Annotated in this window: 16 protein-coding genes; 11 read left to right on the forward strand and 5 right to left on the reverse strand. The window is 69.4% G+C overall.

What is annotated here, in order from left to right:
* Positions 1 to 58: 58 nt before the first annotated feature.
* On the reverse strand, positions 59 to 865 hold the full coding sequence (locus NLX83_RS31480) for an NAD(P)H-binding protein (RefSeq protein ID WP_254238859.1): 807 nt from the start codon (positions 863 to 865) through the stop codon (positions 59 to 61).
* Between the two features lie 116 nt (positions 866 to 981).
* Here NLX83_RS31480 and NLX83_RS31485 point away from each other — a divergent pair, with 116 nt between their 5' ends.
* Positions 982 to 2,391, forward strand: a complete 1,410-nt coding sequence (locus NLX83_RS31485) for an MFS transporter (RefSeq protein WP_254238860.1) — start codon at positions 982 to 984, stop codon at positions 2,389 to 2,391.
* Positions 2,388 to 2,930, forward strand: coding sequence for a TetR/AcrR family transcriptional regulator (locus NLX83_RS31490; RefSeq protein WP_254238861.1), 543 nt, complete (start codon positions 2,388 to 2,390; stop codon positions 2,928 to 2,930). The genes NLX83_RS31485 and NLX83_RS31490 overlap by 4 nt, the downstream gene beginning before the upstream one ends.
* On the opposite strand, the gene NLX83_RS31495 is transcribed toward NLX83_RS31490, so the two are convergent.
* Complete coding sequence (locus NLX83_RS31495) at positions 2,914 to 3,564, reverse strand: TetR/AcrR family transcriptional regulator (RefSeq protein WP_254238862.1); 651 nt, start codon at positions 3,562 to 3,564, stop codon at positions 2,914 to 2,916. The two genes, NLX83_RS31490 and NLX83_RS31495, sit on opposite strands and share 17 nt — an antisense overlap.
* Positions 3,565 to 3,628: 64 nt before the next feature.
* Between NLX83_RS31495 and NLX83_RS31500 the strand changes: the two genes are divergently transcribed.
* The 3 genes from NLX83_RS31500 to NLX83_RS31510 all read left to right on the forward strand — a co-directional run bounded on the left by NLX83_RS31500 (position 3,629) and on the right by NLX83_RS31510 (position 7,370).
* The gene (locus tag NLX83_RS31500) at positions 3,629 to 4,771 is read left to right on the forward strand and encodes a serine hydrolase domain-containing protein (RefSeq protein ID WP_254238863.1); all 1,143 of its coding nucleotides are present in this window, start codon (positions 3,629 to 3,631) and stop codon (positions 4,769 to 4,771) included.
* 55 nt (positions 4,772 to 4,826) lie between these two features.
* A complete protein-coding gene (locus NLX83_RS31505) occupies positions 4,827 to 6,434 on the forward strand; it encodes an FG-GAP repeat domain-containing protein (RefSeq protein WP_254238864.1) in 1,608 nt (535 codons plus the stop codon).
* A 102-nt stretch (positions 6,435 to 6,536) separates the two neighbouring features.
* Positions 6,537 to 7,370 carry an SGNH/GDSL hydrolase family protein gene (locus tag NLX83_RS31510; protein WP_254238865.1) on the forward strand — a complete coding sequence of 278 codons (834 nt, stop codon included), beginning with the start codon at positions 6,537 to 6,539 and terminating at the stop codon, positions 7,368 to 7,370.
* A 174-nt stretch (positions 7,371 to 7,544) separates the two neighbouring features.
* Here the strand turns inward: NLX83_RS31510 and NLX83_RS31515 are convergent, their stop codons facing one another.
* Complete coding sequence (locus NLX83_RS31515; protein WP_254238866.1) at positions 7,545 to 8,348, reverse strand: dienelactone hydrolase family protein; 804 nt, start codon at positions 8,346 to 8,348, stop codon at positions 7,545 to 7,547.
* 73 nt (positions 8,349 to 8,421) lie between these two features.
* On the opposite strand from NLX83_RS31515, the gene NLX83_RS31520 reads away from it, so the two are divergent.
* Together NLX83_RS31520 and NLX83_RS31525 are read left to right on the forward strand one after the other, a co-directional pair.
* Positions 8,422 to 9,108: a DJ-1/PfpI family protein gene (locus NLX83_RS31520; RefSeq protein WP_254238867.1), complete on the forward strand. Its 687-nt coding sequence runs from the start codon at positions 8,422 to 8,424 to the stop codon at positions 9,106 to 9,108.
* Between the two features lie 56 nt (positions 9,109 to 9,164).
* Positions 9,165 to 9,407 (forward strand): helix-turn-helix domain-containing protein, encoded by a 243-nt coding sequence (locus tag NLX83_RS31525; RefSeq protein WP_254238868.1) that lies wholly within the window; start codon positions 9,165 to 9,167, stop codon positions 9,405 to 9,407.
* Here NLX83_RS31525 and NLX83_RS31530 read toward each other — a convergent pair.
* Complete coding sequence (locus tag NLX83_RS31530) at positions 9,359 to 9,748, reverse strand: DUF4345 domain-containing protein (RefSeq protein ID WP_254238869.1); 390 nt, start codon at positions 9,746 to 9,748, stop codon at positions 9,359 to 9,361. The genes NLX83_RS31525 and NLX83_RS31530 overlap by 49 nt on opposite strands.
* A 77-nt stretch (positions 9,749 to 9,825) precedes the next feature.
* Between NLX83_RS31530 and NLX83_RS31535 the strand changes: the two genes are divergently transcribed.
* Positions 9,826 to 10,413, forward strand: a complete 588-nt coding sequence (locus NLX83_RS31535; protein WP_254238870.1) for a TetR/AcrR family transcriptional regulator — start codon at positions 9,826 to 9,828, stop codon at positions 10,411 to 10,413.
* Here the strand turns inward: NLX83_RS31535 and NLX83_RS31540 are convergent.
* Positions 10,332 to 11,159, reverse strand: coding sequence for a MerR family transcriptional regulator (locus NLX83_RS31540; protein ID WP_254238871.1), 828 nt, complete (start codon positions 11,157 to 11,159; stop codon positions 10,332 to 10,334). The genes NLX83_RS31535 and NLX83_RS31540 overlap by 82 nt on opposite strands.
* 69 nt (positions 11,160 to 11,228) lie before the next feature.
* Here NLX83_RS31540 and NLX83_RS31545 point away from each other — a divergent pair, with 69 nt between their 5' ends.
* Genes NLX83_RS31545 through NLX83_RS31555 form a run of 3 tightly spaced genes read left to right on the forward strand, consistent with a single transcriptional unit; the run spans position 11,229 to position 15,147 of the window.
* A complete protein-coding gene (locus NLX83_RS31545) occupies positions 11,229 to 11,915 on the forward strand; it encodes a hypothetical protein (protein WP_254238872.1) in 687 nt (228 codons plus the stop codon).
* On the forward strand, positions 11,912 to 14,059 hold the full coding sequence (locus NLX83_RS31550; protein WP_254238873.1) for a penicillin acylase family protein: 2,148 nt from the start codon (positions 11,912 to 11,914) through the stop codon (positions 14,057 to 14,059). The genes NLX83_RS31545 and NLX83_RS31550 overlap by 4 nt, the downstream gene beginning before the upstream one ends.
* The gene (locus NLX83_RS31555) at positions 14,059 to 15,147 is read left to right on the forward strand and encodes an esterase-like activity of phytase family protein (RefSeq protein WP_308209412.1); all 1,089 of its coding nucleotides are present in this window, start codon (positions 14,059 to 14,061) and stop codon (positions 15,145 to 15,147) included. The genes NLX83_RS31550 and NLX83_RS31555 overlap by 1 nt, the downstream gene beginning before the upstream one ends.
* Positions 15,148 to 15,247: the final 100 nt, after the last annotated feature.

Genomic DNA, 15,247 nt, shown 5'->3' on the forward strand with positions numbered 1-15,247 from the left:
GACTCGTCAAACGCCTGCTGCGCAAGCGAAAATCCTTGCCAGCAAACGAAAAGAAGCCCTAGCCCGGAAAGTCGGCCTGGGCCGCGTAGGCGCGGAAGGGCTTGGGGGCGCGGCCGGTCACCCCGCGGACGACGTCGGTGGGCGTGTCGTCGCCCCGGGCCCGCAGCGCCGCGAAGCCGGGCAGGTCGGCCAGCGCCTGCTCGCGCGGCACGCCGAAGCCGGTCATCGCGGCGACGTAGTCCTCATCCTCCCCGCGGAAGCGGATCTCCCGGCCGGTCGCCGCGCCGATCAGCGCGAGCGCCTCGGGGAAGGACAGCGCCTCCGGGCCGGTCACGTCGTAGCTCTTCCCGGCGTGACCGTCGTGGAGCAGCGCGGTGGCCGCGACCGCCGCGATGTCGTCGGCGTCCACGAACGCCTGCCGCAGGTCACCGACCGGCACCGCCAGCTCCCCCGCCGCGATCGCCCCGGCGAAGACGCCCTCGTCGAAGTTCTGGTTGAACCAGTCGGGCCGCACGATGGTCCACTCCGCGCCGGACTCGCGGACGGTGCGCTCGGCGGCCATCAGCCGCTCGTCGCCCATGACCTCGATCGCCATGCTGGACAACAACACCAGCCGCCGCACACCGCCGTCGACGGCGCACCGGACGAACTCCGGGTCCACGGGCAGCTCGTGCGGGGCCATCAGGTACATCGCGCCCGCGCCTGCGACCGCGGGCTCCCACGTGTCCTGGTCGGCCCAGTCGAACCGCACCTCCCCAGAGCGCGAGGCCGCCCGCACCGGCCGTCCCGCCTCGCGCAGCAGCGCCGCCACCCTCCGCCCCGTCGACCCGGTCGCACCGAGCACAAGAGTCTCTTTCTCGCTCATGGCCCCGACTGAAGCACGACCCCCTGACAGTGACGATGCGCACCGGTCGACGGCTTGAGCCTCGAGGTGAACAAGCGTTTACTGGGTGAACAGTTGTTCACCTCCGGAGGAGGCCCATGCCGACCGCCCGCCGTCCGCGCCTGATCCTGACCGCGCTCGCCTCCTGCGGAGTGCTCATGGCGGTGACGCAGACGATCGTCATCCCCCTGCTCCCCAGGCTGCCCGCGCTCACCGGTGGCACGCCGACCGATGTGAGCTGGCTGCTCACCGTGACGCTGCTGACGGGTGCGGTCTTCACGCCGCTCCTCGGTCGCGCCGGGGACATGTACGGCAAACGACGTGTGCTGCTGCTGGCGCTGGGGTCCATGACCATCGGCTCGGTGCTGTGCGCGGTCAGCTCCAGCCTCACGGTGCTCATCGTGGGGCGCGGCTTACAAGGCACCGCGCTCGCGGTGGTGCCGCTCGGGGTCAGCATGCTGCGCGACGAACTGCCACGGGAGCGCGTGGTCGCGGCGATCGCCATGATGAGCGCGACGCTCGGAATCGGTGCGGCGTTCGGGATTCCCTTGGCCACTCTGGTCGTAGAGCACGCTGACTGGCACACGCTGTTCTGGCTCTGCGTCGTGCTCGGCGTGGTGGCTCTGACCGCCGTTGTGCTCGTTGTCCCGGAGTCACCAATACGCACCAACGGCCGCTTCGACCTCGTGGGCGCGTTGGGGCTGAGCGCGTTCCTGGGGTGCTTGTTGGTCCCGGTGTCCAAGGGCAGCGCGTGGGGATGGGGATCGCCCACGACCCTCGGGTTCCTCGCCGCGGCGGTGCTCATCCTGCCGTTGTGGACAGTCCACCAGCTGCGCGCGAGAACGCCCATGGTTGACCTCAGGGTCTCCGCGCGCCCCGCGGTGCTGTTCACCAACCTCGCCGCGTTGCTGGTCGGTTTCTCCTTCTACGCCAACACACTTGCCACGGCCCAGCTCGTGCAGGAACCGGTCTCCACCGGCTACGGCCTCGGCGCGTCGATCGTGGTGAGCGGACTGTGCCTGTTGCCGAGCGGCTTCGCGATGATGCTGCTGTCGCCGGTCTCCGCGCGCGTGTCCGCGGCGCGCGGCCCCCGTTTCACCCTCTTGGTCGCCACGGGCGTGATGGCCACCGGCTACGCGGTCCGGCTGTTCACCAGCGAGAGCCTGATCGCGATCGTCATCGGCGCGACGGTGGTGGCCGCCGGGACGGCGATGGCGTACTCGGCCCTGCCCGCGCTGATCATGCATGCTGTCCCGGTGACGGAGACCGCCGCCGCCAATGGGCTCAACACACTCATGCGCTCCATCGGTCAGGCCATGTGCAGCGCCGTGGTGGCCACCGTGCTCGCGTCCTTGGTGACGGTCCACGGTCCCACGCTGAGCGCCTACCTCACGGTGTTCGTGGTCGCGGGGGCGAGCGCACTGGTGGCGCTCGGGCTCACACTGCTGATCCCGGCTCCGCGCCCGGCGCAGGTGGAGGACCGCGTACTGGTGGGTGCTGCGGCATGACGGACAGCGGTCGCCAAGCCATTCTGCTCGCCGCGCGCCGTGCGTTCGCGCGTCACCCCTACGCGGCCGTGACGCTGCGGGGCATCGCCGCCGACGCCGGTGTGAGCGCGTCGCTGATCGTGAAGCACTTCGGTGGCAAGGAGTCCCTGTTCGACGAGGTCGCCGACTTCACCGGTGCGGCGGCCGCGTTGCTGGACGCGCCGAACGAAGAGCTAGGGCGGTGCGCCGTGCGCGCGCTCGTCCAGTACCGCCAGGAGAACAACGCGGACTTGTTGCTGCGCGTGGTGTTCGCGGTGGGCAGCGGCGACGAACGAGCCATGTTGCGCGAACGCTTCCGCACGCAGGTCGTACGCCAGGTCGCCGCCCGGCTCACCGGTGAGGACGTGCCGTTGCGCGCGGAGCTGTTCGTCGCACAGCTGATCGGGCTCGGCGCGGCGCTCGCCATCGACCGTGAAGGACCCGCCGCGACCGCCGACGCCGAGCGGATCGCCGATCTCTACGCGCCCGCGCTCCAGTCGCTGGTCAGCCCGAGCGGGTGAGGAGCCCGACCAGCTGGTTGCACAGGCCCTCGCGCAGGGCAAAGACGAAGTGCTCCGGCGAGGTCGGCGAGCCCATCTCCGCCAGCACCTGCGCCACCGCCTCGGTCGGCCGCGCGTAGGGCCACAGCCCGGCGACGATCACGAACACCGCGCCCGCGAAGTGCGCGGTCCCGGTCTCCCCCAGCGCCGGGAAATGCCGCCGCACCATGGCGGCCAGCCGGTCGGCGTTACGAGAGGCGTTGCGCTTGAACACGCGCGCGTACTCCACGGTGATGTTGCGTTCGAGCACCCCGGCCATCGAGCTGATCAGCTCGCACAGCAGCGCGTGCCGCGCGAGCGAGAGCGCGACCGCCGTCGCCACCGCTTCGGGGTGCGGCTTCTCCCGCTCCAGCACCGGTTCCAGCTCGTCCAGCCACGTGATCCACAGGCGGTCGAGGAGCTCCAGGAAGACCGCTTCCCGACTGTCGAAGTAGCGCAGCACGTTCGACTTCGCCAGCCCGACCCGGTCGCTCAGCTCGCGCAGGCTGATCTCGGCCAGCGGGCGCTCGGCGAGCATCTCCGCCGCCGTGTCCAGAATCGCTTCGCGCCGCTGTTTCACCTGCTCAGGGCGTCTCGCGCGCTGGAAGTCGACCACCTCCGAAGGGTATCAGACCGCCGGTCTCTTGATAACAGACCAGTGGTCCGATAACCTCGGAGGCGTGACGACGCGTGTGAATGGATCAGTTGCCCATGGCTACGAGAACGTGCGTGAGGCATTCGCGGCCGCACAGGCGCACGATGAGGGCCAGGCACAGCTCGCCGTCTACCGGCACGGTGAACTCGTCGTGGATCTGTGGACCGGCGAGGAGAACCGGATCGGCATCCTCATGTCGTGCACCAAGGGCATCGTCGCGACGTGCGCGCAGATGCTGGTCGAACGGGGACTGCTTGACGTGGACGAGCCCGTCACGCGCTACTGGCCGGAGTTCACGGCCAAGGCGGTCACCGTGCGACACCTGCTCACGCACACCGCGGGCCTACCGTCCTTCCCGAAGGAGTCGGGGCTCGTCGCGGCCGACGCGTTGGACTGGGAAACGTGCATCAAGGCGTTGGGCGCGGCCATGCCTGCGTGGGAACCCGGCAGTGCCTGCGCCTACCATGCGATGTCCTACGGCTACCTCGTCGGTGAAGTCGTGCGACGCGTCGCAGGCCGCTCCGTGGGCGAGTTCTTCCGCACGGAGGTGGGCGAACCGCTCGAACTGGACCTGTGGATCGGCCTGCCCGAAGAGCAGGAGCATCGCGTGGTCCCGCAGTTCTCCACCGCGCCGGACCTCGAAATCCCCTCTTTGAAGCTCAGCACTCGGGCCGTGCGCTCCCTTATAAGGGGATACGCGTTCGCCGGGGAGTGCGTGCCGCTGCTGAACACCCGCGAGGGCCGCGCGGCCGAGATCCCCTCGATGAACGCCGTAGGCGACGCGCACTCGCTCGCGCGCATGTACGCGGCCACCATCGGTGAGGTCGACGGAGTGCGCCTGCTGAGCGAGGAGTCTGCGCGGCGGGCGCGGACCCCACAGACGGACTCGCTGTCCGCGCCCGCGCCGCTCAACCTGATGCGCATGCCGTTCCCGCAGCGGTTCGGGCTCGGTTATGAGCTGGCCCGGCCCGGTGAGCCGATGCTGGGCAGCACCTCTTTCGGCCACTCCGGCGCGGGCGGTCGGCTCGCCTTCGCCGATCCGGAGAGCGGGCATGCGGTGGGCTACACGTGCTCCAACATGACGTGGAACCCGATGGCGGGCGCGGACCCCCGGTGGCTGCCGTGGACCGCCGCGCTCACGCAGGTCAGAACTCCAGAGAATCTATAGGTCGACCGCGAATCCTGACTCCGACCTGATCCCTGATCAGGGAACGGAGAAGGAAATGAACCCTGCGATCACCAAAACCTTGGTGGGGGCCGTCGTGACGACGGTCCTCACCCTTTTCGCGCCACCAGCGAACGGGGAACCTTTACGGGACCTCGTCGAACTGTGGCCGCACGACGTCGCCAAGATGGCGTCGTTGCCCTGTGTCGCCGGCGGTCCCAGTGCGAGGGACACCGAGACCGCCCGCGACCTGAACCCGCGCCTGTCCACCAAGATGCGGGGGCATTTGAACGCCTACAACATGTCCTGCGCCCGTGCGGTGGTCCAGACGGTGGTGGACCGCGGTTACAACGAAAAGGCCGCCGCCATCGCCATTTCCACGATCATCGTGGAGACGAGCATGGCCAACCTCGACCACGGCGACCGCGACTCGGTCGGGCTCTACCAGCAGCGGGCTTCCTGGGGGAGCTTCCCCCAACGGACCGATCCGGTGTGGGCGACGAGCAAGTTCCTCGCCGTCATGGACGACTTCTACCCCAACGAGTCGTGGAACACCGCATCGATCGGCGACGTCGCCGCCGATGTCCAGCGGCCTGCGGCGCAGTACCGGCACCGCTACGCGGTCGAGGCGAACGACGCCGTGATCATCGCCGGAGCCCTGTTCGCGCGTCCGCTCCCGCCGTCTGCGACGGTGAAGGTCGCTCGGCATGTCGCTGACATCGATGGTGATGGGAAGCCGGATGTGTTGGGGCTCAACACCGGTAGTCGGGAGAGTTTGTGGTTTGTGCCGAACACCAGTACTCCGGGGAGTTTGTCGCGGGGGCTGAGTGTGCATGTCAGTGATGGGTGGCAGGGGGTGTTTGAGCATCATCTGGCTGATTGGGATGGTGACGGGAAGCTCGACATCCTGGGCCGGTCGGGGGATGACCTGTTGGTGTGGCTGAACACCAGCATCCCGGGGAAGCCGTCGTTTGGGCGGTTTGTGCACCTGAGCGCGGGGTGGAATGCGTTGGAGCGGTTGGTGTTCGCGGACTTCACCGGGGACGGGTTCGTCGATGTCGGGGGCTGGAACACCGGCAGTCGTGACCAGTTCTGGGTGGTGCCGAACAACTCCCGTCCGGGGGTCCCGGGTCGGGGGCCGAGTATCCATGTCAGCAACGGCTGGCACACCATCGACACCTACCTGGTGGCCGATTACGACGGTGACGGGAAGGCCGATCTGCTGGGTCGGGGCGGGGATGACCTGGTCGCCTGGCGCAACACCGGTAGTGGTGGTCGTCCGTCGTTCGCGCCGTTGTCGCGTCTGGGGTCGGGGTGGAACGCCATCGGTGTCCTGGTAGTGGCGGATTTCACCGGGGACGGCAAACCCGATATCGGCGGGTTCGACCGGGCCACGGGTCACCATTTCTGGGTCACCCCCAACACCAGCACACCAGGGAACCTCACCCGCGGCGGGAGCTATCACGTCTCCGACGGGTGGTCGAACGTCTCCGGGCACCTGTTGGGTGATTGGGACGGGGACGGCAAGACCGACATCCTCGGCCGCGCCGGAGACGCCCTGCTCGCGTGGCGCAACACCAGCGCCGACGGGCGGACCAGCCTCGCCCCGTACACCCACTTCGGTACCGGGTGGGCCACGCTTGGCACATTCCTGACCAAGCACTGACGGTGAAGCCCTCTGAGCGCGATCCGCGCTCAGAGGGTCCCGTGAGGGTGGTCTCGCCGGTTTTCGGGGGCGCGGCCGATCCGCGCCCCGCACGATGTGCAGGTGAAGATCGTTTTGTGGACCGGGCTCGTCGTGCTGGTGCTGGGGACGGCCGTTCCCGCGCGGGCGGCCGAACAGCTGGAGTACGTGGCGCTGGGTGACTCGGCGGCGGCCGGGCCGTGGATCCCGCTCCAGGTCGACGCGGCGTGCAGGCGGTCCGACCACAACTACCCCGCGATCGCGGCGAAGACCCTCGGCGCGCGGTTGACCGACGTCACCTGTTCCGGCGCGGTCACGGCCGATCTGACCAGTCCGAGCAAGAACGCCCCCGCTCCGCAGCTGGACGCGCTCTCGGCGACGACCGGGCTCGTGTCGGTGACGATCGGGGCGAACGACTCCGGGCTCTTCGACCGGGCGCTGTCGTGCGTCAACGCGTTGCCGGAGCCGGTCGGGGTGTCGTGCTCGGACCGGATCAGGGCGGGCGGCACCGACCCGATCGCCGCCTCGGTCGACGCGTGGGGGCCGGTGTTCGGCGCCGCGCTCGACGAGATCCGGCGCCGGGCGCCCAAGGCCAAGGTCCTGGTGACCGGCTACGGGACCTACCTCCGGCCCGGCGGTTGCCATCCCGTCCAGCCGGTGTGGGCGCGCGATGCCGACTACCTGCAAAGCACCATGGACAGGATCAGCTCCACGGCGCGGGAGCTGGCGGGCGCCCGCGGCATGCGCTTCGTGGACTTCGCCGCGGTGTCGGTCGGGCACGACATCTGCGCCGCGCCGTGGGACCGGTACCTCGAAGGTCTGATCCCGGTGAACGTCGCGGCCCCGTTGCACCCCAACGCCAAGGGCATGGCCGCCTTCGCCGCGGCCGTCGCCACCGCGGCGGCGGCAAATCGGTAGTGCCACCCCGCGCCTGACCCAGCGTCCTTTTTCCGTTTCGTACTCTTGCCGGGATTTGGGAGCGCTCTCTTCCCCGTTATGAGTACGAAACGGGAGATCTCTAGGTTGCGGCCGCCTCACGTTGGGTCTGGGGGCGGGTGGGACGCATGGGCAGAGTGTACGTGGTGTGCGGGGCTAGTGCAGGCGGTCCTTGAGGAAGGCGAGGATCTCGTCGCGCGCCTGCACAGTGGGATGTCCTTGCGCATCAACGAGATGTGCGGTGACGACGCTGTGCGGAGTGCCGACGACCTCGCGGGCGAACGGGGGCGGATTGGTGTTCCCGGCGCTGTCCGGGAGGACGCGGCCGTCGAACGCATCACCGAGAAGTGCTTGGTAGGCGGCGAAGCGCTGCCCGGTGCACCAGCGGTCGTTTTCGAAGCGGTAAGCGAGAACCTTCAGGCCGTCGCGCGCGATGCGGTCACGGACCGCGCGCGCGTCCTCGTCGCTGATCTCAAGCCCGGCGGGGTCGTCCAACGGCAGTGACGGGTGGTTGACCACCGGAGCGATGACGGCGGGCTCCAACGTCATGGTGAGGGCGAAGTTTCCGGTGAAGCACAGCCCGATGGCGCCGACTCCCGGACCGCCGCATTCCTTGTGCGCCAAGCGTGCGAGACCCCGCAGCCACGCCGTGACGGGGCTCGTGCCGCCTCCGGCGAACGCGCGGAACTCAGCGCTGACGCACGCGCGCTTGGCGATCTCCATGCCGCCGTCCGCCGTGGGGTAGGCGCCGTCGACGCCGAAGAGCGAGGGGACGTGGACGGTGAAGCCCGCGTCGCGCACCCACCGCGCCAGCCGAAGGACATCGGGGCTGATGCCGGGCATCTCCGGCATCAGCACCACGGCCGGTCCGGAGCCCGCCACGTACACCGTCTTCACCACTCCGTCCACGTCCACGGCCCGATGGCTGAAGTCGGTGATCGGGTCGTCAAGGTTTCTCATGCCGACAGCGTGGTCCGCGATGCGCGCGCGAGCCATGGGCGGGATCGCCGTATAGCAGGGTAATCTCGCCAACGTGGGTGCACTGCGCGTAGGTGTCCTGGCCTATCCGGGCTGTTTCGCGTCCGAGGTGTTCGGCGTTCCCGACCTGTTGACGATCGCCGGGCACGTCGCGGGTCCGGACCACGCCGGCTACGAGGTGGCGATCGTGTCTCCGCGGCGCCGCGTCATCGCCTCGGGCGGTGTGGCGCTGGCAGTCTCCGCGCTGCGCGACGTGGATGTCCTTGTGGTGCCAGGGTTTGAGGTGGTGCCGGGCATCGACGTGGACGCGAGGCTCGCGGCGCTCTCCCCCGAGGTCGCGGCGATCCGCGCGCACGCGGCCACGGGCAACGCGGTCGTCTCGATCTGCGTCGGCGCGTTCCTGCTCGCTGCGGCCGGGCTCCTGCACCAGCGGCGTGCGACGACGGCGTGGCTGTTCGCCGATGAGTTGGCTCAACGCTGTCCGGACACCGATGTGCGGGCCGAGCACCTGGTCGTCACCGACACCGGTGTGACGACGACGGCGGCGCTCAGTGCCATGTACGACTTCGCGCTCCAACTGATCCACGAACACAGCGGCGCCGGCGTGGCTCGGACGACTGCCCGCATCGCGCTCCTCGACGACGCGCGATCGTCCCAGACGCCCTACGTCGACGCGCGGCTGCTTCCTCAGCCTGGCAACGAGTTCTCCCGCAGGGTCATGCGGCAGCTCGACCAGAACTAGCCTCGCGCTACGACCTCGGTGCACTCGCGGAGACCTTCGCGGTCAGCACGCGGACGTTGCTGCGGCGCTTCGCCGACGAGACGGGGCAAAGCCCGCTCGAGTACCTTCAGGCAGCACGCATCCGGCGCGCACGCCACCTCTTGGAGACGACGGATCGCACGGTCGCGGGCATCGCCGCCGCGGTCGGTTACCGGGACGCCGGGACCTTCGCCGCGCTCTTCGCGAAGCACACGGGACGGCGCCCGAGCCACTACCGCGCGACGTTCCGGCGCTCGTCGGCGGTGGCCAGCCAGAAGTAGACCGGTGGCAGGACCAGCTCGATCGCGGTCAACGGGACCTGGAACCAGTGCGGCTGGCCGTGGACGAGCATCGACAGGACCCGGCCGACCCCGCCGAGGAGCATGATCCCGGCGAGCCAGCGCACGGCCTTCGACGGGATCGGCGACTGCCGGACCGCCCAGATCCAGGCGAGCCCGTAGCCGAGGAAAATGGCGTTGTAGAAGCGTTCCCGACTGTCCACAGTGGCCCCGGCGGCGGCCTCGCCCGGCACCGAGTCGATCCCGAGCGCGAGGTGGTAGACCCCGATCGCCACGCACGCGAGGCCCATGGCCCACGACAGCCACCTGAGGAGCTTGACCACTCGACCCACCGCCTTAGTTGACATGTGTCTACTAACAGTGACGCCACTAGTAGACACATGTCAACTACAGTGCGGGTGTGACCACACGCCGCAGGCTCGACCCGGCCGAGCGCCGCGCCGAACTGCTCGACGTCGGCGCGAAGCTGTTCGCGGCGCAGCCCTACGAGGACGTCCTCATGGAGGACATCGCCGGGGCCGCCGGGATCTCGCGCGCGCTGCTGTACCGCTACTTCCCGAACAAGCGCGACCTGTTCGCCGCGATCTACCAGCAGGCCGCCGACCGGTTGCTGGCGGCGTCGGAGTTCGACCCCGACCTCCCCCTCACCGCTCAGGTCACGGCCGCCCTCGACGCGCACATCGAGTACTTCGCCGCCAACCGGCACTCCGTCCTCGCCGCGAACCGGGTGCTCGCGGGCGACCTGGTCATCCAGGCGATCATCGACGACGAGCTGGCCACGTTGCGGCAACGCGTACTCGACGTCGCGGGCTTCGACGACTCGGCAAGGGAGGTCGTGTCAGCCGTGCTGACGAGCTGGCTGGTGTTCGTTCGCACGCTGTGCGTGGACTGGCTGGCCAACCAGGCTTACTCGCGCGAGGAGCTGCGCGATGTCTGCCTCGGCGCGCTGTGGGGCGCATTGCAGCCGATCTCGCGCACGGGGCAGTGAAGTTCGACGACTCGGTCCCCCAACGGGATCTGGCGGTAGCGGCCGTAGGACTCCAGGCCGCGATCGCCCAGCGCGACGTCGACGGTGAGCCACGGATCGCTGGTGTCCTCTTCGGACCGCGTGTGCGTGACGATCGCTCCTCGAGGCTCGCCGGGCAGCTCCACCAGCTCCAGCCCGGGTCCGGGGCGGGCTTCAGGAGCGAGCCGGACGCCGACCACCACCTCGATCTTGGAGCCGTCCGGGCGCCCGTAGAAGGTGCGGATCGTGGGCCCGGCCGCGGTCAGCCGGGACTCCAGGTGGTCGATCATCGCGCTGATCTCGCTGGTGTCGTTGACCTCGGCGCTCAGCCCGGCCAGGCGTAGCGCGGGCAACGGCCCCAAGCACAGCGTGTCGTCGGTCATGGCCTGTCCTTCCTCGATGGCCCGGAGCCGCCGCCGCACCTCGGCGAGCCTGCGCGAGTCCGCCTCGATCCGCGCCTCGAGCTCTTCCTGGCGCAGGCGCAACATCGCGGTCAGCCGCTCGGCTCCGACCTGGTCGTCCAGGGCGGCGCGGCACTGGTCCAGGGTGAAACCCAGCCGCTTCAGCGCGACGAGGCTGTTCACCCGGCCGACCTGCGACGCCGAGTACCAGCGGTAGGCCGTCGCGGGGTCGACCCGCTCCGGGACCACCAGTCCGAGGGCGTCGTAGTGGCGCAGCATCCGGACCGAGACCCCGGTGCGGTCGGCGAGTTCTCCGATGCTCAACATGACGATCAGACCTCAGCCCATGACACGGTGTCAGAGTCAAACATCGTGCGGGGCACTACGGTACGGCGCATGGCGAAGCCGCACGATCACCTGGCCGCGCTCGCACTCGTGCTGCTGGCGGCGACGGGGTGCACGACGACCATCCCGGGCCAGGCGGCTCCGGCTCCGACCCCGACGATCCGGCCGTCCGCGCTGCTCCCGGTCGTCGCGGGGTGGACGGCGGTGATCTCGGAGGGCCACGGTCTCGCCTACGACGTGCCACCCGGCTGGAAGGTCCTCGCCACCGAGACGGCCATCGGCTTCCAGAACGAGGACAGCGGCGACCTGGTCGCCGCGCGAGCGGTCGCGACGTACCGCGAGGGCCACTGTGTCGACGCGAACGGCAAGGCCGACGGCATGCGCGGCATGGTCGGCCTGTCCAAGCTGGACCCGGGGCCCCTGGTCTCCGAGGCCACGAACTCCGCCAAGCGCTGGGCCGAGCTCGCGTTCCGGGCTTCGGGGCAGGCGCCCGCCGTCACGGTGGACGCGCCGGTCACCTTCACCGCCAACGACCTGGAGCTGACGCAGGCGACGGCGCGCGCGACCGTTCCCCAGCCGAACTCGTGCACTCCCGCGAAGGGCGACATCCGGACCGTCGTGGTGCGCACCGGCCGGATCGCGGCGACCTTGGTGATCTCCACCGACCGCGGTGTTGCCGACGAGGTCCCCGAATCGCAGTTGCACCACATCGTCACGAGCCTGAGGTCGATCCGATGAGCCGCGAGATCCACTCCGATCACCTGGTCTCGCTGCACCGCGGCGAGCGCGGCGTGATCACCGTGAAGGCCGACGGCGAGCTGGGGATCTACCGGGGGCTGGGCATCGCGCACGCCACCGACCGGGCGCTCCAGATGCTCATGACGCGCATCCTCGCCCGCGGGCGGTGCGCGGAGCTGCTCGACCCGAAGCTGGTCGACGTGGACCTGTTCTTCCGCAAGATGAACTGGCACAGCGACCTGAAGCGGGAGACCGCCGGGCTGAGCGCGGACGCGCGGGACCGGCTCGACGCCTACGTGGTCGGCGTGAACCTGGTGCTGTCCCGGTCGGTGCCGTGGGAGCTGCGCGTCCTCGGGTACCGGCCGGAGCCGTGGACGATCGAGGACATCGTGCTCGTCTCGCGGATGATCGGCTACGTCACCCTGGCCCAGTCGCAGGGCGAGCTGGAGCGCTGGATCGTCGAGTGCGTGCACGCCGGTGTCGGCGCCGAGCACCTGGAGGCCCTGTTCCCGGGGCAGCTGGCCGGGCTCGACCCGGAGCTGCTGAAGAAGACGCGGCTCACCGACCGGCTCGTGCCCGACGCCGTGCGGACGCTCGCCTCGCACACGCGGCTGATGTCCTCCAACAACTGGGTGGTGGCGGGGCGGCGCACCCGGTCCGGGCAGCCGCTGCTGGCCAACGACCCGCATCTGGAGATCAACCGGCTGCCCGCCGTGTGGTACGAGGTCGTCGTCGAGACCCCCGAGCGCTACGCGGTCAGCGCGACGATTCCCGGGCTGTGCGGGCTGCTTCTGGCCCGTACCAACGATCTGGCGTGGGGCGCCACGTACAGCTTCGCCGACGCCACTGACTCTTGGGTGGAGCGCGTCAAGGACGGCAGCGTGCTCCGCGAGAAGCAGTGGGCTCCGTTGCGCCAGCGCGTCGAAGTGGTGCGGCGCAAAGGAAAAGAGCCCCTCACAGTCACGTTCTGGGACACCGATAACCACGGCGTGCTCGACGGTGCCCCGGAGGACGGTGAGTACCAGCTGGCCACGCGGTGGGCGGGCGCGCACGGCGGCGCGCGGTCCATCGAGGCGATGTTCGCACTGTGGAACGCGAAAACCGTCGCGGAGGGGATGCGGCACCTCGGCGATCTCGAAGTGTCGTTCAACTTCGTCCTCGCCGACTCCTCGGGCGGCATCGGCTACCAGATGTCCGGCCGAATTCCCGTCCGCCGTCCCGGCCTGAGCGGCTTGATTCCCTTGCCGGGGTGGGATTCCCGCAACGACTGGCAGGGCTTCCACGCGTCGGCGGACCTGCCTCGGGTGGAGAACCCGGAGAGCGGCTTCATCGTCACCGCCAACGACGACCTCAACCACCTGGGCGTGGTCTCCCCCATCAACGCGCCCATGGCCTCCTACCGCGCGGACCGGATCAGCGAGCTGCTGGGCACGGCCGACCAGCTCGACGCAGAGGACATGAAGCGCATCCAGCACGACGTGTACTCCAAGCAGGCACAGCGTTTCGTGGAGATCGCGCGGCCGTTCCTGCCCGACACGGCGGACGGCCGGGCGATCGGTGACTGGAACTTCGAGTACGACGCCCGTTCCGAAGGCGCCGAAGCCTTCGAGCGGTTCTACGCGAAGCTCGTCGAGCTGGTGTTCGGTCCCGTCCTCGGCGCTGAGACGGTCGACTTCCTCCTTGCGCAGACCGGAATCCTCACCGACTTCTACGCGAACTTCGACCGCGTCCTGCTCTCCGAGCGCTCGCCCTGGTTCGGCGGGAAGACCCGGGAAGAGGTGTTCGCGGCGGCGGCCTCCGCGGCGCTGACCGGAAGGCCAGTGCCGTGGGGCCAGCGGCGCGGCGTTGTACTGAGCCACATGCTGTTCGGTGGAAAACTGCCGCGACTGGCCGGGTTCGACCGCGGCCCGGTCACCCTGGTCGGTGGGCGCGCCACCCCGCACCAGGGGCAGATCTACCGCTCCGCCGGGCGGTTGACGACGTTCGCCCCGTCGTATCGGATGGTGACCGACTTCGCGGTGCCCGGCTGGGAGAGCTGCCTCGCGGGCGGCCCCTCTGATCGGCGCTTCTCGCGGTGGTACTACTCGGAGATGAACGACTGGATTCACGGGCGGTACAAGCGAATCGGGCCGATTCGGCCATGATGCGACGTACAGCTCTCGTTGTCGCGGCACTTCTGGGTTCGTCTGTTTCAGCGGCGGCACACGAACGCGGCCCGGCGCGGTTGCTCGGTGAACACCTGGTGCCCGCGGGCGTCCAGGTCTCCGGGACGACAGTCGGCGGGCTGTCGGGAATCGACCGCGATCCCCGCACCGGCCAGTACGTGTTGATCAGCGATGACCGCTCCGAACACGGACCCGCGCGTTTCTACACTGCGAACATCGACGCTCAGGGCGTTCGCCTCATCGCGGCACATCCTCTGCGCCGCATGGATGGACAGACCTATCCGGCGCGCTGCGAGCACGCGTGCGACGACCTGGGGCCGGTCAATCCCGAAGCGATCCGGTTCGATCCCCGTTCCGGGGCCATCACGTGGGCCCAGGAAGGCGTGCACCCGCTCAATCCCTCGATCCGGCGTGCTCGCCCCGACGGCGGCTACCTCGACCAGCTTCCCCTGCCGGAGAACGAGCGCTTCAGCTCCACGCCGGGCATCGGTCCGCGCGGCAACCAGACCCTGGAGTCCTTGAGCTACACGATGGGCGGTGCCCTGATCGCCAGCGCGCTCGAAGGTCCGCTCGGGCAGGACGGCGCGGTCCCCACGCCGACGCAGGGCGCGTTGACCCGGATGACCCTGCAAACCCGTGGTGGCCACGTTCTGGCCCAGTACGCCTATGCGCTCGATCCGCTCTTCGCCACCCCCACCGGCCCGCCCGGCCGGATCGGCGGACTCACCGGCGTCGCCGAGATCCTCGCCGTCTCCGCCACTCGTTTCCTTGTGCTGCAACGGTCCTACGCGACCGGTCACGGTTACGACATCCGCGTCTACGAAATCGACACCCTGGGCGCGACCGACGTCAAGGACATTCCCGCGCTCGCCGGGCACGCGGTGCGGCCCGTGCGCAAGAAGCTCCTCGTCGACCTCCGTGGTTTGGCCGCGCTCGACAACTTCGAGGGCATGACGTGGGGTCCGCGCCTGTCCGCCGGCGAGCGGAGCCTGTTGTTGGTCAGCGACAACAACTTCAGCGCCACTGAGCCAAGTCGCGTCATCGCGCTCGCGCTTCCACCTCGCTGAGCGGCTGGTGCCTGGCTTGCGGATTCGCTTGGGGCGCCTGGGAATTCACGCTTTAAAGCCATGATCGACTATTTGTTTGCGATAGAATGTGGTTATGCCC

It is taken from the genome of Allokutzneria sp. A3M-2-11 16, from assembly GCF_024213555.1.
Lineage (GTDB): Bacteria > Actinomycetota > Actinomycetes > Mycobacteriales > Pseudonocardiaceae > Allokutzneria.